The organism is Streptococcus mitis, from assembly GCF_019929545.1.
Classification (GTDB): domain Bacteria; phylum Bacillota; class Bacilli; order Lactobacillales; family Streptococcaceae; genus Streptococcus; species Streptococcus mitis_BU.
Window position 1 is genome coordinate 1 of the sequence record NZ_JAHZPT010000034.1, and the last position, 18,947, is coordinate 18,947.

18 protein-coding genes are annotated in these 18,947 nt (G+C 42.1%); 12 read left to right on the forward strand and 6 right to left on the reverse strand.

What is annotated here, in order from left to right:
- Positions 1–190: 190 nt before the first annotated feature.
- Entirely contained in the window at positions 191–358 is a 168-nt protein-coding gene (locus K1I71_RS08420) for a hypothetical protein (RefSeq protein WP_223330724.1), read from the forward strand.
- 83 nt (positions 359–441) lie between these two features.
- Here K1I71_RS08420 and yidA read toward each other — a convergent pair whose 3' ends face one another.
- Both yidA and K1I71_RS08430 read right to left on the reverse strand, forming a co-directional pair.
- Positions 442–1,248, reverse strand: coding sequence for a sugar-phosphatase (gene yidA / locus K1I71_RS08425; RefSeq protein WP_023946927.1), 807 nt, complete (start codon positions 1,246–1,248; stop codon positions 442–444).
- Between the two features lie 12 nt (positions 1,249–1,260).
- Positions 1,261–2,565: an HD domain-containing protein gene (locus K1I71_RS08430; RefSeq protein WP_223330725.1), complete on the reverse strand. Its 1,305-nt coding sequence runs from the start codon at positions 2,563–2,565 to the stop codon at positions 1,261–1,263.
- 71 nt (positions 2,566–2,636) lie between these two features.
- Between K1I71_RS08430 and K1I71_RS08435 the strand changes: the two genes are divergently transcribed.
- The 3 genes from K1I71_RS08435 to ffh all read left to right on the forward strand — a co-directional run bounded on the left by K1I71_RS08435 (position 2,637) and on the right by ffh (position 5,020).
- Positions 2,637–3,014, forward strand: coding sequence for a YwiB family protein (locus K1I71_RS08435; protein WP_223330726.1), 378 nt, complete (start codon positions 2,637–2,639; stop codon positions 3,012–3,014).
- A gap of 90 nt (positions 3,015–3,104) precedes the next feature.
- Positions 3,105–3,437 (forward strand): putative DNA-binding protein, encoded by a 333-nt coding sequence (locus tag K1I71_RS08440; RefSeq protein WP_000402066.1) that lies wholly within the window; start codon positions 3,105–3,107, stop codon positions 3,435–3,437.
- Positions 3,438–3,448: 11 nt separating this feature from the next.
- Positions 3,449–5,020, forward strand: a complete 1,572-nt coding sequence (gene ffh / locus K1I71_RS08445) for a signal recognition particle protein (protein ID WP_000863628.1) — start codon at positions 3,449–3,451, stop codon at positions 5,018–5,020.
- A gap of 95 nt (positions 5,021–5,115) precedes the next feature.
- Here ffh and K1I71_RS08450 read toward each other — a convergent pair whose 3' ends face one another.
- Together K1I71_RS08450 and rsmG are read right to left on the reverse strand one after the other, a co-directional pair.
- Positions 5,116–6,399, reverse strand: coding sequence for a uracil-xanthine permease family protein (locus K1I71_RS08450; protein ID WP_223330727.1), 1,284 nt, complete (start codon positions 6,397–6,399; stop codon positions 5,116–5,118).
- Positions 6,400–6,602: 203 nt separating this feature from the next.
- Positions 6,603–7,316 carry a 16S rRNA (guanine(527)-N(7))-methyltransferase RsmG gene (rsmG, locus tag K1I71_RS08455; protein ID WP_223330728.1) on the reverse strand — a complete coding sequence of 238 codons (714 nt, stop codon included), beginning with the start codon at positions 7,314–7,316 and terminating at the stop codon, positions 6,603–6,605.
- A gap of 93 nt (positions 7,317–7,409) precedes the next feature.
- On the opposite strand from rsmG, the gene K1I71_RS08460 reads away from it, so the two are divergent.
- Both K1I71_RS08460 and htpX read left to right on the forward strand, forming a co-directional pair.
- A complete protein-coding gene (locus K1I71_RS08460; RefSeq protein ID WP_000219846.1) occupies positions 7,410–7,970 on the forward strand; it encodes a LemA family protein in 561 nt (186 codons plus the stop codon).
- Between the two features lies 1 nt (position 7,971).
- Positions 7,972–8,871 (forward strand): zinc metalloprotease HtpX, encoded by a 900-nt coding sequence (htpX, locus tag K1I71_RS08465; protein WP_223330729.1) that lies wholly within the window; start codon positions 7,972–7,974, stop codon positions 8,869–8,871.
- A gap of 150 nt (positions 8,872–9,021) precedes the next feature.
- Here htpX and K1I71_RS08470 read toward each other — a convergent pair whose 3' ends face one another.
- Entirely contained in the window at positions 9,022–10,581 is a 1,560-nt protein-coding gene (locus K1I71_RS08470) for an ATP-binding cassette domain-containing protein (RefSeq protein ID WP_223330730.1), read from the reverse strand.
- 390 nt (positions 10,582–10,971) lie between these two features.
- Positions 10,972–11,301: a helicase BlpT gene (locus K1I71_RS08475; protein ID WP_125454436.1), complete on the reverse strand. Its 330-nt coding sequence runs from the start codon at positions 11,299–11,301 to the stop codon at positions 10,972–10,974.
- A gap of 168 nt (positions 11,302–11,469) precedes the next feature.
- Between K1I71_RS08475 and K1I71_RS08480 the strand changes: the two genes are divergently transcribed.
- The 6 genes from K1I71_RS08480 to carB all read left to right on the forward strand — a co-directional run bounded on the left by K1I71_RS08480 (position 11,470) and on the right by carB (position 18,821).
- Positions 11,470–12,012, forward strand: coding sequence for a YceD family protein (locus K1I71_RS08480; protein ID WP_000773211.1), 543 nt, complete (start codon positions 11,470–11,472; stop codon positions 12,010–12,012).
- Positions 12,012–12,641 (forward strand): endonuclease III, encoded by a 630-nt coding sequence (gene nth / locus K1I71_RS08485; protein WP_223330731.1) that lies wholly within the window; start codon positions 12,012–12,014, stop codon positions 12,639–12,641. The genes K1I71_RS08480 and nth overlap by 1 nt, the downstream gene beginning before the upstream one ends.
- A gap of 210 nt (positions 12,642–12,851) precedes the next feature.
- Entirely contained in the window at positions 12,852–13,373 is a 522-nt protein-coding gene (gene pyrR, locus K1I71_RS08490) for a bifunctional pyr operon transcriptional regulator/uracil phosphoribosyltransferase PyrR (protein WP_000644747.1), read from the forward strand.
- 18 nt (positions 13,374–13,391) lie between these two features.
- Positions 13,392–14,315, forward strand: coding sequence for an aspartate carbamoyltransferase catalytic subunit (locus K1I71_RS08495; RefSeq protein WP_004260121.1), 924 nt, complete (start codon positions 13,392–13,394; stop codon positions 14,313–14,315).
- 49 nt (positions 14,316–14,364) lie between these two features.
- On the forward strand, positions 14,365–15,444 hold the full coding sequence (locus K1I71_RS08500) for a carbamoyl phosphate synthase small subunit (RefSeq protein WP_000166853.1): 1,080 nt from the start codon (positions 14,365–14,367) through the stop codon (positions 15,442–15,444).
- 200 nt (positions 15,445–15,644) lie between these two features.
- Positions 15,645–18,821, forward strand: coding sequence for a carbamoyl-phosphate synthase large subunit (gene carB, locus K1I71_RS08505; protein WP_223330732.1), 3,177 nt, complete (start codon positions 15,645–15,647; stop codon positions 18,819–18,821).
- Positions 18,822–18,947: the final 126 nt, after the last annotated feature.

Sequence of the window (18,947 nt, forward strand, 5' to 3'; positions counted from 1 at the left end):
TGAATGTGCCAACTAAATGAGACACATACAGTTGATTTTTTCTTTTGTGATAAGAGTGGAGTTTTTAGAGGTGCCCTCTATTATGGTAAGGATAAATTATACCCTGATGATAAAGATTTTATAAATGATGGTTCTTGGTCACAAAAAGCATTAACAGCTTACCATATTAAAAATTCAGATGAGTATCATAATGAGAGTAGTAGTGATTCCTCATCGCCTTGGTCGAGTGATGATTGGTCAGGTGGTGGTTTTGATGCTGGTGGATCATCAAGTGATTGGTCAGGTGGTGGTTTTGATGCTGGTGGATCATCAAGTGATTGGTAATTTAGCTTATTTCATAGTGAGTTACCTGCCTTGATCATTTAAAAAAATGATGGTATAGAAAATTCTTGATTTGGAAAAAACCGCTCAGCTGAGCGGTTTTCGTCTATTCATACCCTTTTACAGTACCCATGTACGGATGGCATGGGCAACGCCGGATTCATCGTTAGATTTAGTTATGTATTTGGCGATTTTTTTGATTTCTGGATTTCCGTTTTCCATGACAACTGGGTTGCCAACGACTTCCAGCATGGCACGGTCATTTTCTTCGTCACCGATAGCCATGGTTTCATCTTTGGTCAATCCGAGTTTTTCAGCTAAGTGAGTGATGGCTGAACCTTTGTCCACATTCTTTTTAAGGAGTTCGAGGTAGAAAGGAGCAGATTTGTTGATGGAGTAGCGCTCATAAAATTCGGCTGGTATCTTTTCAATCGCAGCATCGAGAATCTCAGGCTCATCGATGAACATACATTTGACGATTTCCTTGTTAGCCATTTCTTCAGGTGTGCGGTAGAAGATGGGCATGCTGACGAGGGTTGATTCGTGCACAGTGTATTTTCCGATATTGCGATTAGCTGTGTAGATACCGTCCTTGGTAATAGCGTGCATGTGGACACCGAGCTTGCGACTGAGGAATTCCATATCCAGATAATCCTCATAAGTCAATGATTCGCTGATAATCTCATGTCCTGTAGCGGTTTCTTGGACAAGGGCACCATTGAAAGTCACAACATAGTCACCCTCGTCTCTCAACTGCAAGTCATCCAGAAGTTTGGCAACACCTGCGATAGGGCGACCGGTTGCAATCACGACTTTGACACCAGCTTCTTTGGCATCTTGGATGGCAGAAAAGACCTCAGGAGTGATCTCCTTTTGGCTATTGACTAGGGTTCCGTCAATATCAACGGCGATTAGTTTAATACTCATAAATTTCCTCTTCTAGTTTTTATTTGGGGTAAAATGATCGTTCTCAATCAAGTGTAAAAATTGCTGGGTGATGCTTGCGAAGATACTGTTTTGGTCCAACATTTCTTTTGGGAAATAGAAACGATTATCTCCGTGGCGACTGCCAGCAAGAGATTGGACGATAGGAGACAGGCTAGAGAGTTCGGCCAGTTCTCCATTTTTTTGTAAAATCTCAATCTGTGTCCTTGGATTTTCAGATTCGGGACGATAGATATCATAAGGGAGGTCAAAATTCTTATGAATGGCAGTGTAGTAGTCGGGATCAAAGCCAATGTCCTCAACCAATTTTCTCATGCTGGCGAGTTGGTCTTGGTCTTCTTGTGAAAAAGTAATGGATTTAAAGACCTTGCGGTTGACAAAGCGTTGCGACAGGTCTGCAAGAATCTTATCAGGACTGGTCATCCAGAGCTGGAAGTAGGTATTCATCACACCATCATCCAGAGCCAGATAATCAGACAAGGTCACATTTTTTTCAAAGAAAGGTAGGAGATGTGGAGAAGTTCGTGCAAAGAAGTCCTTATCCGTAGGATAGAGTTCCTTGGCGCGTTTGAGAAGATTTTGTAGGAGAACTTCCATGGCACGTGTTGCAGGGTGGAAATAGACCTGCATATACATCTGGTAGCGACTGAGGACATAGTCTTCGATGGCGTGCATGCCATTGCGCTGAAAGGCAATACCGTTTTCGACAGGACGAATGACTCGGAGGATGCGAGTCAGGTCAAATTCCCCATAAGATGCTCCTGTAAAATAGGAGTCGCGCAAGAGATAGTCCATACGGTCTGCATCAATCTGACTAGAAATGAGTTGCACGACCTGCTTGTTAGGATAGGTATGGTCGATGACACTAGCTACCTTTTCTGGAAAATCTGGCGCCACTTGTAGCAGGACTTGGTGAATCTCCGTTTCAGGACTTTGGATAATCTCCTGAGTAATGGCTTCGTGGTCTGTATCAAAGAGATGTTCAAAAGTATGGGAGTAGGCACCATGTCCAAGGTCATGTAGGAGAGCAGCGGTCATGGTCAAGAGAGACTCGGCAGGATTCCATTCTTCAGGATATTTTTCTTCAAAAATCTCTGTGATGCGTCGTGCAATTTCATAGACTCCTAGACAGTGGGAGAAGCGGCTGTGCTCCCCACCGTGGAAGGTATAACTGGAAGTTCCCAGTTGTTTGATACGACGCAAACGCTGAAATTCTTTTGTATTAATCAAGTCATAGATGATTTGATTATTGACATGGATGTAGTTGTGAACTGGGTCACGGAATACTTTTTCGTTCATATGACCATTATAGCAAAAAGCTAGAGTTTTTGGTAAAATAGTAGGACAAGAGACAAGAAAGAGGACTTGATGTGAAGATTCGGATGCGAAATACGATTCAGTTTGATGAGCAGTTGGAAGTGATTGACCAGCTCTATGATGTAGAAGTGCATGAAAAGGGAGATTATAGCTACCTGCTTTTTTATAATGAGGAAAAAGAAAAAGTAGTGATTAAATTTCATGGTCAAGAACTGGTGATGAGCCGTTTTTCCAATCCCAAGACCATTATGCGCTTTTTAAAGGATAGTGATAGTTTAGCCTATATTCCCACACCTATGGGCATGCAGGAGTTTATCATCCAAACGACTCATTATCAAGTTGATGGGCAAAAGATTGAGCTAGATTATCAACTACAAAATCAAGAGGGACATCCCTTTGCCAGCTATCAATTGGAAATTACTTGGGGCTAGGCTCATGTCTTTTTCAAATTTACCTGGCTATCTTCTCGGATTAGCCTGCTAATGTGGTAGATTAGGCTAATTTTTGGTATAATAAAAGTTATGGAAATCGAAAAAACCAATCGTATGAATGCGCTCTTTGAATTTTATGCGGCGCTTTTGACAGATAAGCAAATGAATTATATCGAGCTCTACTACGCTGATGATTACAGCCTTGCTGAGATTGCTGAAGAGTTCGGCGTTAGTCGTCAGGCTGTCTATGACAATATCAAGCGGACAGAAAAGATTCTGGAAGATTATGAGATGAAATTGCACATGTACTCGGACTACATTGTCCGCAGTCAGATTTTTGATCAGATTTTGGAGCGCTATCCCAAGGATGATTTTCTGCAGGAGCAGATAGAAATTTTAACAAGCATTGATAATAGAGAATAAGAGGAAGAAAAATGGCATTTGAAAGTTTAACAGAACGTTTGCAGAACGTCTTTAAAAATCTACGTAAAAAAGGAAAAATCTCTGAATCTGATGTCCAAGAGGCAACCAAAGAAATTCGCTTGGCCTTGCTTGAGGCCGACGTTGCCTTGCCTGTTGTAAAGGACTTTATCAAGAAAGTTCGTGAGCGTGCAGTCGGGCATGAGGTCATTGATACCCTTAATCCTGCGCAACAAATTATTAAAATCGTTGATGAGGAACTGACGGCTGTTTTGGGTTCTGATACGGCAGAAATTATCAAGTCACCTAAGATTCCTACAATCATCATGATGGTCGGTTTGCAGGGGGCTGGTAAAACAACCTTTGCTGGTAAATTGGCCAACAAACTCAAGAAAGAAGAAAATGCTCGTCCTTTGATGATTGCGGCGGATATTTATCGTCCTGCTGCCATTGACCAGCTTAAGACCTTGGGGCAACAGATTGATGTGCCTGTCTTCGCTCTTGGGACAGAGGTTCCAGCTGTGGAGATTGTTCGTCAAGGTTTGGAACAAGCCCAAACTAATCATAACGACTATGTCTTGATTGATACGGCAGGGCGTTTGCAGATTGATGAGCTTTTGATGAATGAGCTTCGTGACGTAAAAGCATTGGCTCAACCAAACGAAATTCTGCTCGTGGTTGATGCCATGATTGGTCAAGAAGCGGCCAATGTTGCGCGTGAGTTTAATGCTCAGTTGGAAGTGACTGGGGTTATCCTTACCAAGATTGATGGGGACACTCGTGGTGGTGCTGCTCTATCTGTTCGTCATATTACTGGAAAACCAATCAAGTTCACTGGTACAGGTGAAAAGATTACGGACATTGAAACCTTCCACCCAGATCGCATGTCTAGCCGTATCCTTGGCATGGGGGATATGCTCACTCTGATTGAGAAAGCTTCTCAGGAATACGATGAGCAAAAAGCCCTTGAAATGGCTGAGAAGATGCGTGAAAACACCTTTGATTTCAATGATTTCATTGATCAGTTGGATCAGGTACAAAACATGGGGCCAATGGAAGACTTGCTCAAGATGATTCCAGGTATGGCTAACAACCCAGCCCTTCAAAACATGAAGGTAGATGAGCGTCAGATTGCTCGTAAACGTGCCATTGTGTCTTCCATGACACCTGAAGAACGTGAAAACCCAGATTTGTTAAATCCAAGCCGTCGCCGTCGTATCGCTGCTGGTTCTGGAAATACATTTGTCGAAGTCAATAAATTCATCAAGGACTTTAACCAGGCTAAACAGCTCATGCAGGGTGTCATGTCTGGGGATATGAACAAAATGATGAAGCAAATGGGAATCAATCCAAATAACCTTCCTAAAAATATGCCAAATATGGGAGGAATGGATATGTCTGCCCTTGAAGGAATGATGGGACAAGGCGGTATGCCTGACCTGTCAGCTCTCGGAGGAGCAGGAATGCCAGATATGAGCCAGATGTTTGGTGGCGGACTCAAAGGTAAAATTGGTGAATTTGCTATGAAACAGTCTATGAAACGGATGGCGAATAAAATGAAAAAAGCGAAGAAGAAGCGCAAGTAAGATAAGGGAAGGCCGCAGGGCTTTCCTTTTTTAGAAAGAAGAAAAATGAGCACTTCCGTAATTGGAAATGCTCGTTTTTTGATGTGTTTAGATTCTTAGTCTTTATTTTCGTATGGCAAGATCAAGTTCAAGATGATTCCTGTCATGGCTGATAGGGCAGTACCTGAAAGTGTAACTGGACCGAGTTTAAGGATAGCTCCTCCAAGTCCAAGGACCAACATAGCACTTGCGATGATTAGGTTACGCATTTGACTGAAATCCACACGTTCTTTGATCAAGACTTTCAAACCATTGCTGGCGATAACTCCATAGAGAAGGATTGACATACCACCAAGTACAGCGTTTGGAATAGTTGAAATCAAGGCAGTGAATTTACCAAGGAAGCTAAGAGCAATTGCGATAAAGGCAGCGTTACGGATAACTGAGACAGAAGCGATACGAGTCATACCGATAACCCCTGTATTTTCTCCGTAAGTTGTATTGGCTGGTCCACCAAGGAAGGCAGAAACAGAAGTTGCGATACCGTCACCAAGAAGAGTACGGTGAAGACCTGGTTCTTTCAAGAATTGACGGCCACAGATTTGACCCAAAACAGTGTGGTCTCCGATATGTTCAGAAATTGTTACGATAGCGATTGGCAAGATAGCGATGGTTTCTGGGCCAAAGTAAAGATTGTATTCTTTAAAGGCACCACCTGTGCTAAATGGCAAGTAGAAACCAGGAATTTCAAACCAGTTAGCTTTAAGAACTGGTGTAAAGTCAACCAAACCAAGAGTTAGTGCGAAGAGGTAACCACCGATAATGGCAAAGAGGAATGGAATGATTCGTAGGAAGCCTTTTCCTTTTGTATTGATAAAGGCAGCAATCAAGAAAGTAACAACTGCTACAAGAGCATTTTTCCAATTTCCATCAGCTACAAGACCAGCATTGGTAACAGCTGAACCTGCAAGTCCAAGACCGATAACGATGATCATAGGTCCAATGATGATTGGTGGCAAGAGTTTATCAATCCATTTTGTACCCGCAAAACGAACACTTGCAGCCACAAGGACATAGACTAAACCAGTCAAGATAACCCCTGTTTGAGCAGCAGATACATCACCACCCATTTCTTTCATAGCCAGTGACATTGCTGTGATAAAGGCGAATGATGATCCTAGATAAACTGGAACCCTAAAACCAGTTGAGATCATGTAGATGAGTGTTCCAACACCTGAAGCAAAAAGGGCAACAGATACAGGCATTCCCAAAATCAAGGGTACCAAGATGGTCGCACCAAACATGGCGAAAACGTGTTGGAAGCTAAGGAGAATTCCTTTTCCAGCTGAAGGACGTTGGTCAACGTCTAGTAACAAATCAACAGTTGATTCTTGTTTCATATAAACCTCACTTTTGGGCATCAAAAAAGAGCCCATTATTTTACAGCAATAGGCCCTCAGAGTAAGACTTCTCTAAAATCTAGACTTTAAAGAGTTTCAAGTATTTCTGCGTCTTCGTCACCTCACGGGATGACATTAAAAACCTTTGCTTGTGATAGTATAGCAGAAATTCCGAACTTTGTAAACATTTTTTACTAAAAAATTTAAAGCGGGCGTTTGTTGGGCATGCCAGCCTTTCTTGGATATTTATTTGGTGTTTCTTTTTTCTTTTCTACCACTGTGATGTAACGTGGATCTCCATTTGGTAGGGCGTAGCTGAGATTGTCTTCTACTTTACTAAAAAGGAGGTTGAGGGCATTCTTAGCTTCTAATAATTCCTCAGGAGCATTGCTAGCCTTGAGTGCCAATAGTTTTCCGCCAACTTTAAGGTAGGGAATAGTTAATTCAGATAGGACTTGCATACGGGCAACCGCACGAGCCGTTACAAAATCATACTGAGCACGGAAGTTTTTGTCTTGGGCAAAATCTTCGGCACGTCCATGGTAGAAATGAACATCGTCTAAATCCAGTTCTTGAGCCAAAAGTTGGAGGAAGTTGATGCGCTTGTTGAGAGAATCAATGATAGTTACATTTAACTGAGGATAGAGGATTTTCATTGGTAGACTAGGAAATCCTGCCCCAGCTCCAATATCAAGAAGTTTGATATTGGAGCTGGGAATCAAATCTTGAAGAATGGGTGCAATCGAATCGTAAAAATGTTTGAGATAAACTTCTTCCTTGTCTGTAATAGCTGTTAAATTAATCTTTTCATTCCACTCGATCAAGAGTTCAAAATAACGTTCAAATTGTTTTTTTTGCTGGTCCGAAAGTGGAAGATTCTGATCGGCAAGCAGGTTGTAAAATGTTTCTGGTTTCATAGTTATTTCCTTCTTTAGTATCATCTTATTTTACCACAATCATTAAAAATTTGATATACTGGTACTAATCTAAAAGCAGAAAGGAATTATATCATGACTTGGATTATTCTTGGAGTTTTGGCTCTTGTTGTTATTTTTGTGATTGTTAGCTATAACGGTTTGGTTAAGAATCGTATGCAAACAAAGGAGGCTTGGAGCCAAATTGATGTTCAGTTGAAACGTCGAAATGACCTCTTGCCAAACTTGATTGAAACTGTAAAAGGTTATGCCAAATATGAAGGTTCTACCCTTGAAAAGGTGGCAGAACTACGTAACCAAGTGGCGGCAGCGACTTCACCAGCAGAAGCTATGAAAGCTAGTGATGCCCTTACTCGTCAGGTTTCAGGTATTTTTGCAGTTGCAGAAAGCTATCCAGATTTGAAAGCTAGTGCTAACTTTGTTAAATTGCAAGAGGAGTTGACAAACACAGAAAATAAAATTTCTTACTCTCGTCAACTCTACAACAGTGTTGTCAGCAACTACAACGTAAAATTAGAAACTTTCCCAAGCAATATTATCGCTGGAATGTTTGGATTTAAAGCAGCAGATTTCCTTCAAACACCAGAAGAGGAAAAGGCAGTTCCTAAGGTTGATTTTAGCGGTTTAGGTGACTAAGATGTTGTTTGATCAAATTGCAAGCAATAAACGAAAAACGTGGATTTTGTTGCTGGTATTTTTCCTACTCTTAGCTCTTGTTGGCTATGCGGTTGGTTACCTCTTTATGCGGTCTGGGCTTGGTGGCTTGGTTATCGCGCTGATTATCGGCTTTATCTATGCCTTGTCCATGATTTTTCAATCCACAGAGATTGTCATGTCCATGAATGGAGCGCGTGAGGTGGATGAACAAACGGCACCAGACCTCTACCATGTAGTAGAAGATATGGCTATGGTGGCTCAGATTCCTATGCCCCGTGTTTTCATCATTGATGATCCAGCCTTAAATGCCTTTGCGACAGGTTCTAACCCTCAAAATGCGGCGGTTGCTGCGACGTCAGGTCTCCTAGCTATCATGAATCGTGAAGAACTAGAAGCTGTTATGGGACATGAAGTCAGTCATATCCGAAATTACGATATCCGCATTTCGACCATTGCTGTCGCCCTCGCCAGTGCCATTACCCTTCTGTCTAGTATGGCAGGAAGGATGATGTGGTGGGGTGGCGCAGGTCGCAGACGGAGTGACGATGATAGAGATGGAAATGGTCTTGAAATCATTATGCTAGTGGTTTCCCTACTAGCTATTGTGCTGGCACCTCTCGCTGCAACCTTAGTGCAACTAGCTATTTCTCGTCAGAGGGAATTCCTAGCTGATGCTTCCAGTGTTGAGTTGACGCGTAATCCGCAAGGAATGATCAATGCTCTACATAAGTTGGATAATAGTAAACCGATGAGTTGTCCTGTCGATGATGCCAGCAGTGCACTTTATATCAATGATCCTAAGAAAGGTGGAGGGTTCCAAAAACTCTTTTATACCCACCCACCTATCTCAGAACGGATTGAACGTTTGAAACATATGTAAAATGAAGGATGGGAAAAAGCCTTTAAAATCTGAAAAACGCATAATATCAGGTGTGCAAAAACTTGATATTATGCGTTTTATTATGGGAAGATTTACTTTCTCTTCTCCTAAAATTGTGTTTTTGCCCCACCTATCTGCTATGTTGCAAATTTATAAGTCTTCTAAATTAACTATCTCCAAACCGTGTTCTGTCATGCGATAGATGATCGAGCAAACTTCTTTTAAGAAACGACGGTCATGTGAAACAGTGATGAGACCGCCAGGATAAGTGGCAAAGAGTTTTCTAATTTGGGGTTGAGAAGTGGGAGAAAAGTTTCGTGTGGGTTCGTCCAGAAGGAGAAAGTTTGGTTTGCGCAGGACTAAATCCAAAAGCAGGAGTTTACCTTGTTGCCCGCCAGATGAGGAGCGAATTTGATGCTGCATTTCTGGATAACTGAAATTAAGACTAGCTAAGTGAGATTGGATTTTCTGTAGTTCCTCTTTTTCTCCAGTTTTGCTGAGGTAGGCTATTGGTGATAAATCCAATTGCAGTTTTTTGTGGTAATCTTGTGGCATAAAACCAAGCGAAATTTCTCTTTTGGCGCTAAGCAGTTGTTGAAACTTGGCTAACAGAGTTGATTTCCCAATACCATTTGGCCCAATGATACCGATTTTATCTTGGGCACGGACAGTTAGTCGTAGTTCTTGAACCAAAACTCGGTCGTCAATGGACAAATTTTCTTTTTCCAGTTGGATTAAGACTTTAGAGGCCGGTAATGGTTGGATGTCTGAGAAGAAAAGTCTGATTTCTTCCTCTTCAAGTGGCTTTTGGGTCATGGACTGAGCTGCCCTTTCGTAGCGTTTTTCTTGTGAGAGGACAGTTTTCATCTTTTTAGCCAATAGGCGACCGGCAGTACTGTCTTTGGTAGCTCGAAGTGCAGTTTCTACATTTTTCTTGACTCGCCGATGTTTTTCCATGGTTTTATCGTAGGTTCTTTGGTCGTTAGCAGCTTGCTGGCTTTGTCTGACAAAATTAGCCTTTCTTTGGTCACTATAGCTATCATAGTCTAAATGCTCTATTAGTGTTTCCGCTTCTTTACGGTGCTTGACCAGTCGCAAGTGGACAATAGTGTCTGCCGTTTCAGAAAGAAAGTCCTCATCATGGGAGATGAAAATAACAGTTTGCCTCATCTTCTGTATCTGTCTTTTTAGCCAATCAACCGTCTCAAGATCCAAGTCATTTGAAGGTTCATCTAAAAATAGAATCTCAAAGGGTTTGGCTAACTCATGGATAAGCTGAATTTTCAAAGCTTCGCCACCCGAGAGGCTCCCGATCTCTTGGTCGTTTGCGAAACGATTGCTATCAAAGTGCAACTCCTCAGCCAAACGATAGAGGACACTGTAGTCTAAATCAATAGAATCTAAAAAGAAGTAGTCGTGTAGACTTTTCTTTTTCCGCTCTTCGGGGAGTTTTTGAGGAATGTAGGCTATTGATTGATAAACAGATTGAATGTCTCCCCTGATAGTGAAATCAGGTAAAGTTTCTCCCATTAAAGTTTTAAGCAAGGTTGATTTGCCATTTCCTTCTTCGCCAATAATAGCTACCTTTTCCCCGTCTTGGATAGTCATGGTTAGGTCAGATACAAGATCTCGTAGATCTTTGTTTTGAGTGATGGTCAGGTGATTGATTTTTATCATATGATTGCCCTTTCTAGAATGTCGATAGTGCATAACAAAAAGCTCTACTTTATCTAGTAGAGCAAATGTCTATGTCAAAAAAAACTCTATTAATACTCTTCGAAAATCTCTTCAAACCACGTCAGCGTCGCCTTAACATAGATATATGTAACTGACTTCGTCAGTCTTATCTACAACCTCAAAGCAGTGCTTTGAGCAACCTGCGGCTAGCTTCCTAGTTTGCTCTTTGATTTTCATTGAGTATAAAATGCCAGAAAAAGAGCATAAAAGAGCACCCAAAAAGAGACAAAAACAAGATCTACTAAATAAAGTTCTTTATTTGATAGACTTAGTTGTTCATGTCTCCCTTACCTCCGAGTATTAGTACCTTTATCCTATACCTTTAAGGAAATTTTGTCAATAGAAAACTGACAATTCTAATCTCTAAAATCCGAAAACAGGTCCATAAAGAGTCAGTACGTGTTTGACATGCTCGTAATGGAATTTGTCGTAGTTTCGCCAAGCAGTGCGAGCTTGATCGTTTAGTTTTAGGCTACCCAGTCCAATCAGGAGACTGGTACGTTGGTAAAATTTCTCAAGGTCTATTAAGATACTGTTGTTCAACTTTTCCGCTTTTTTGAGCTCTTGCAGAGTAGTATTTAGCAGCTCTTGCAGTCGAATATCATCTGCTGTACCCTGTTTGCAGCTTTGGAAACTTTTATTTAACTCGGATAGGAGTTGGGTTGCATTAGTAATGAGTTCTTTGTCTTCCATGTGAGCATCCTCCTTGCTCTGATGTATTATTGCCTATAGTATAGCACTAAAAAACAAAAATGTCATAGTAAATATGTTAAAAAATCGAATGTTAATTACAAAGTTTGGTGGGCTGATTTGTAGCCTTTTCATGGTATAATCAAGAGAGTAAATCTTTATGGAGGAAGTATGAAATTAAATATTCAAGAAATTCGTAAGCAGTCTGAAGGCTTGCATTTTGAACAAACGTTAGACTTAGCCGCAGACCTGCGTGCACGCAATCAAGAAATTTTAGATGTAAAAGATATCCTTGCTGTTGGGAAAGTACAGTATGAAGACCGTATGTATTTCTTAGATTATCAGTTGTCTTATACCATTGTTCTTGCTTCAAGTCGCAGTATGGAACCAGTTGAGCTAGTTGAATCTTATCCAGTAACGGAAGTTTTCATGGAAGGCGCAACTAACCAACTAGATCAGGAAGTTTTAGACGATGATTTGGTCTTGCCTATCGAAAATGGAGAACTTGACCTTGCTGAGAGTGTGTCAGACAATATCCTACTAAACATTCCCATCAAGGTTTTGACGGCTGAAGAAGAGGCTGGTCAAGGATTTATTTCAGGAAATGACTGGCAAATCATGACAGAAGAAGAATACCAAGCTCAACAAGCAGTTAAGAAAGAAGAAAACAGTCCCTTTGCTGGCTTACAAGGACTATTTGACGGAGACGAATAATGGTCTTGTCAAAAAAACGTGCACGAAAGGTGCTAGCAGAAATCATTGCTCTTTTTCCAGATGCCAAGCCTAGTCTTGATTTCACCAATCATTTTGAACTCTTGGTTGCGGTCATGTTGTCAGCTCAGACAACGGACGCAGCGGTAAATAAGGTCACACCAGGTCTCTTTGCTGCCTTTCCAACGCCACAAGCCATGTCTGTTGCAACAGAGAGTGAGATTGCCTCACATATTTCTCGTCTGGGATTGTATCGGAATAAAGCTAAATTCCTTAAAAAATGTGCCCAACAGTTACTAGACGATTTTGATGGTCAAGTCCCTCAGACACGTGAGGAATTGGAGAGTTTGGCAGGTGTTGGTCGCAAGACAGCCAATGTTGTCATGAGCGTGGGCTTTGGGATTCCAGCTTTTGCAGTGGATACTCATGTGGAGCGTATTTGCAAACACCACGATATCGTCAAAAAATCAGCGACACCACTTGAGGTGGAAAAGCGTGTCATGGATATCTTGCCGCCTGAGCAGTGGTTAGCAGCTCATCAGGCCATGATTTATTTCGGACGGGCTATCTGCCATCCTAAAAATCCAGAGTGTGACCAGTACCCACAATTATATGATTTTAGCAATTTATAAGATGGTGTACCAAAAGTTTTTGCTTGATTTTAAGCATGCTTTGTGCTATAGTATTTGATAACTAAATATTCCTTTAAACCTGTCCCGTGAGGCAGGCAAGGAGAACGATTAAGTAGTAGGGTGAAGTCTATACTGTTTGCAGTAGGGCTTACTTAGCTATACATTTCAAGTCTCCTTGTTTAAGGAGACTTTTCTTTTTGGAGGTTTGTCATGAAGGCAAAAGAAGTTGTAGACGAATTGACCGTCAAACGAGCGATTACGCGTATTACTTATGAGATTATCGAACGCAACAAAGATTTGAATAAAATCGTCTTGGCTGGTATTAAAACTCGCGGTGTCTTTATCGCCCACCGAATCCAAGAACGTTTGGAGCAGCTAGAAAATCTTTCAGTTCCTGTTGTGGAATTAGATACTAAACCTTTCCGTGATGATGTTAAAAGTGGAGAAGATACTTCTTTGGTTTCTGTAGATGTGACAGACCGTGAAGTTATCTTGGTGGATGATGTGCTTTATACAGGCCGTACCATCCGCGCTGCTATTGATAATATTGTCGGTCATGGTCGTCCTGCGCGCGTGAGTTTAGCAGTTTTAGTCGATCGTGGACATAGAGAATTGCCAATCCGTCCAGATTACGTTGGAAAAAATATCCCAACCAGTCGTTCTGAAGAAATCATCGTAGAGATGGCAGAACTTGATGGCCAAGACAGAGTTCTGATTACTGAAGAAGCTTAGAAAGCTAAAGGAGTAGCCATGTCAGAAAATCAACAAGCATTGAACCATGTGGTGTCCATGGAAGACCTCACTGTCGATCAAGTGATGAAATTGATCAAGCGAGGAATTGAGTTTAAAAACGGAGCTCAGCTTCCTTATGAAGACCATCCGATTGTTTCCAATCTTTTCTTTGAGGATTCTACACGGACGCATAAATCCTTTGAAGTTGCAGAGATTAAACTGGGATTGGAGCGACTTGACTTTGATGTGAAGACTAGTTCAGTCAATAAGGGTGAGACACTTTATGATACCATTTTGACTTTGTCTGCTTTAGGAGTGGATGTCTGTGTGATTCGCCACCCAGAGGTTGACTACTACAGAGAGTTAATTGCAAGTCCAACGATTACGACTTCCATCATCAATGGTGGAGATGGTTCGGGCCAACACCCTAGCCAGAGCTTGCTTGATTTGATGACCATTTATGAGGAATTTGGTCACTTTGAGGGTCTTAAGGTTGCTATTGCAGGTGACTTGGACCACTCACGTGTTGCCAAATCCAATATGCAGATTTTGAAACGCTTGGGAGCTGAACTTTACTTTGCTGGACCTGAGGAATGGAGAAGTCAAGAGTTTGCAGACTATGGACAGTTTGTAACTATTGATGAAATCATTGATCAGGTGGATGTCATGATGTTTCTACGTGTGCAACATGAACGCCATGATAGTGGAGCTGTCTTTTCAAAAGAAGACTACCATGCCCAACATGGCTTGACTCAAGAACGTTACGACCGTTTGAAAGAAACAGCAATCCTTATGCACCCAGCTCCAGTCAATCGTGATGTAGAAATCGCAGATCACTTGGTTGAAGCACCAAAATCACGGATTGTCCAACAAATGACCAATGGTGTCTTTGTTCGAATGGCAATCTTAGAATCCGTACTGGCGAGTAGAAACGCCAACTAAAACACAAGACGTTAAAAGACGCCAGTGAGCGTCCACGAGAGGTGAAAATATGACAAAAAGACTTCTAGTATTAGAAGATGGCACAGTTTTTGAAGGCAAGGCCTTCGGAGCAGATATTGATGTAACAGGCGAAATCGTCTTTAATACAGGGATGACCGGCTACCAAGAATCCATTACAGACCAGTCTTACAATGGACAGATCTTGACCTTTACTTATCCTTTGGTAGGAAATTATGGAATTAACCGTGATGATTACGAATCCATTATTCCAACTTGTAAGGGAGTCGTTGTTTTTGAAGAAGCGCGTAGAGCAAGTAACTGGCGTAATCAAATGACCTTGGATGAATTTTTGAAAGCCAAGAAAATTCCTGGTATTTCAGGAATTGATACGCGTGCCCTTACCAAGATTATCCGTAAGCATGGTACTATGCGAGCAACCTTGACTCATGTTGGAGACAGTATGGATCATGTGACTGACCAGCTCCAAGCAACAGTTTTGCCGACAGACAATATCAAGCAGGTTTCTACTAAAACTTCCTATCCAGCTCCAGGAGTTGGTTTGAGTGTTGTCTTGGTGGACTTTGGTCTCAAGCACTCAATCTTACGTGAACTTTCTAAACGTAACTGTAATGTGACGGTTGTTCCGTATTCGACAACGGCAGAAGAAATTCTCCATCTCAATCCTGACGGAGTTATGTTGTCAAATGGTCCAGGTAACCCAGAAGACGTTCCACAAGCACTGGATATGATTCGCGGTGTACAAGGAAAAATTCCAATCTTTGGTATCTGTATGGGGCACCAACTCTTTGCAATGGCAAATGGTGCTAAGACTTACAAGATGAAATTTGGTCACCGTGGATTTAACCATGCGGTACGTGAAATTGCAACAGGACGAGTAGACTTCACCAGCCAGAACCATGGTTATGCAGTTAGTCGTGAAGATTTGCCAGAGCATTTGATTATCACCCATGAAGAAATCAATGACAAGTCAGTGGAAGGTGTGCGTCACAGATACCAACCTGCTTTCTCTGTCCAATACCATCCAGATGCAGCCCCTGGTCCACACGACGCTAGCTACCTATTTGATGAGTTTATCGAGATGATGGAAGCTTTTAAACAATCAAACTAAGAACGAGTAAAAGCTCGTCGGAGAATTTATTTAATGTCGCCCTGTGAGGCGACGAATAGAAAGGAGAAGATACATTGTTCGCGGAAGTGAACACGCCCTAAGAACTGTGTGAAAAAGATAAACATCGTCTTGACGCTGAAGGCGTCTGCACCGAGTTTCCTATTTTCGCTGTGTTCTTTACGGGCTTTGTATCATAAACTATGCCTAAACGTACTGATATTCAAAAAATTATGGTGATTGGTTCTGGTCCGATTATTATTGGTCAGGCTGCTGAGTTTGACTACGCTGGGACCCAGGCTTGCTTGTCTTTGAAAGAGGAAGGTTATGAGGTTGTCTTGGTTAACTCAAATCCTGCAACTATCATGACAGACAAGGAGATTGCAGACAAGGTTTACATCGAACCGATTACACTTGAGTTTGTGACACGTATTCTCCGTAAGGAGCGTCCAGATGCCTTGCTACCAACACTCGGTGGGCAAACTGGTCTTAATATGGCCATGGAATTATCTAAAAATGGTATCCTTGATGAGCTTGGTGTTGAGCTTCTGGGAACTAAATTATCTGCCATCGACCAAGCGGAGGACCGTGACCTCTTTAAACAATTGATGGAAGAGCTCAACCAACCCATTCCAGAATCTGAAATTGTAAACACTGTTGAAGAAGCTGTTGCCTTTGCAGCAACAATTGGCTACCCAGTCATCGTCCGTCCAGCCTTTACTCTTGGTGGTACTGGTGGTGGTATGTGTGCCAATGAGGAAGAATTGCGTGAAATCGCTGAAAATGGGTTGAAATTGTCACCTGTTACCCAATGTTTGATTGAGCGTTCAATTGCAGGTTTCAAGGAAATCGAGTACGAAGTCATGCGCGATTCAGCTGACAATGCCCTCGTTGTTTGTAACATGGAAAACTTTGACCCAGTGGGGATTCACACAGGGGATTCCATTGTATTTGCCCCTGCCCAAACCATGTCAGACTATGAAAACCAAATGCTTCGTGACGCTAGCTTGAGTATTATCCGTGCTCTCAAGATTGAAGGTGGGTGTAACGTTCAGCTAGCCCTTGATCCGCATAGCTTCAAATACTATGTCATCGAAGTAAACCCCCGTGTATCACGTTCTTCAGCCCTTGCCTCTAAAGCGACAGGTTATCCAATTGCCAAATTGGCTGCTAAGATTGCAGTAGGTTTGACCTTAGATGAGGTGATCAACCCAGTCACAGGTTCAACCTATGCCATGTTTGAGCCAGCCCTTGACTACGTTGTTGCCAAGATTCCACGTTTCCCATTTGACAAGTTTGAAAAAGGGGAGCGTCGTCTGGGTACACAAATGAAGGCCACTGGAGAAGTCATGGCAATCGGTCGAAACATCGAAGAATCTCTCCTTAAGGCCTGTCGCTCCCTTGAAATTGGGGTGCACCACAATGAAATGCCTGAACTTGCCAGTGTTTCAGATGATGACTTGATTGAAAAAGTAGTCAAAGCCCAAGACGATCGTCTTTTCTATGTATCAGAAGCAATTCGTCGTGGCTACACACCAGAAGAAATTGCAGAGCTTACAAAAATTGATATTTTTTATCTGGATAAACTCTTGCATATCTTTGAAATTGAGCAGGAGTTGGGCGCACATCCTCAGGATGTCGATGTCCTGAAAACAGCTAAACTAAATGGATTTTCAGACCGTAAGGTTGCTGAACTCTGGGAAACGACAGCTGACCAAGTTCGCCAACTTCGTTTGGAAAACAAGATTGTTCCTGTTTATAAGATGGTAGATACTTGTGCGGCAGAATTTGACTCTGAAACACCATACTTCTATTCAACCTATGGTTGGGAAAACGAGTCTATCAAGTCTGATAAGGAATCCGTTCTAGTTCTAGGTTCTGGTCCAATCCGTATCGGTCAAGGGGTCGAGTTTGACTACGCAACTGTTCATTCAGTTAAGGCTATTCAGGCGGCTGGCTATGAAGCCATCATCATGAATTCAAACCCAGAGACCGTTTCTACAGACTTCTCTGTATCAGATAAGCTTTACTTTGAGCCATTGACATTTGAAGATGTTATGAACGTCATTGACTTGGAGCAACCAAAAGGTGTTATTGTTCAGTTCGGTGGTCAAACAGCTATCAACCTAGCTGAACCATTGGCTAAAGCAGGTGTGACTATTCTTGGTACGCAAGTAGCTGACCTAGACCGTGCGGAAGACCGTGACCTCTTCGAGCAAGCTCTAAAAGATTTGGATATTCCACAGCCACCAGGACAAACGGCTACCAATGAAGAAGAAGCAGTTCTTGCAGCTCGCAAGATTGGCTTCCCAGTTCTTGTCCGCCCATCTTATGTACTTGGTGGACGTGCCATGGAAATCGTTGAAAACGAAGAAGACCTTCGCTCTTATATGCGTACTGCGGTTAAGGCAAGTCCAGACCACCCTGTTCTTGTTGACTCTTATATCGTCGGACAAGAGTGTGAAGTCGATGCCATTTCAGACGGACAAAATGTCCTCATCCCAGGTATCATGGAGCATATTGAACGTGCTGGTGTCCACTCAGGTGACTCAATGGCCGTTTACCCACCACAAACCTTGTCGCAAAAGGTGCAAGAAACAATCGCAGACTATACTAAACGCCTAGCAATCGGTCTTAACTGCCTTGGAATGATGAACATCCAGTTTGTCATCAAGGATGAAAAAGTCTATGTTATTGAGGTCAATCCACGTGCTAGCCGTACGGTGCCATTCCTTTCTAAGGTAACCAATATCCCTATGGCTCAAGTAGCAACCAAGCTCATTCTGGGGCAAAAACTTGAAGAACTTGGCTACCAAGATGGACTTTACCCTGAAAGTACCCGCGTTCATATCAAGGCACCTGTCTTCTCCTTTACGAAACTAGCTAAGGTAGACAGCTTACTTGGTCCTGAAATGAAGTCAACAGGGGAAGTTATGGGTTCTGATACGACTTTGGAAAAAGCTCTCTATAAGGCCTTTGAAGCTTCTTACTTACACTTGCCAACTTTTGGTAACGTTGTATTTACTATCGCTGATGATGCCAAAGAAGAAGCTTTGGACTTGGCTCATCGTTTCCAAAATATTGGCTATGGAATCCTCGCGACAGAAGGGACAGCAGCCTTCTTTGCCAGTCATGGATTACAAGCCCAACCTGTTGGTAAGATTGGTGATGACGATAAGGATATTCCAAGTTTTGTTCGCAAAGGAAGAATTCAAGCTATCATTAATACAGTTGGAACAAAACGAACTGCTGACGAAGATGGAGAGCAAATTCGCCGTTCAGCTATTGAACACGGGGTGCCCCTCTTCACAGCCCTAGATACAGCTAACGCCATGCTCAAAGTATTGGAAAGCCGTAGTTTTGTCACAGAAGCGATTTAAATAGAAAAAAGAGAAGGTATAACGATCTTCTCTTTTTTGTTATATTTTTGGCTCTTTGTCAACTGTAGTGGGTTGAAGAAAAGCTAAGATCGAGAAAGGACACATTTCGTCCTTTCTTTTTTGATA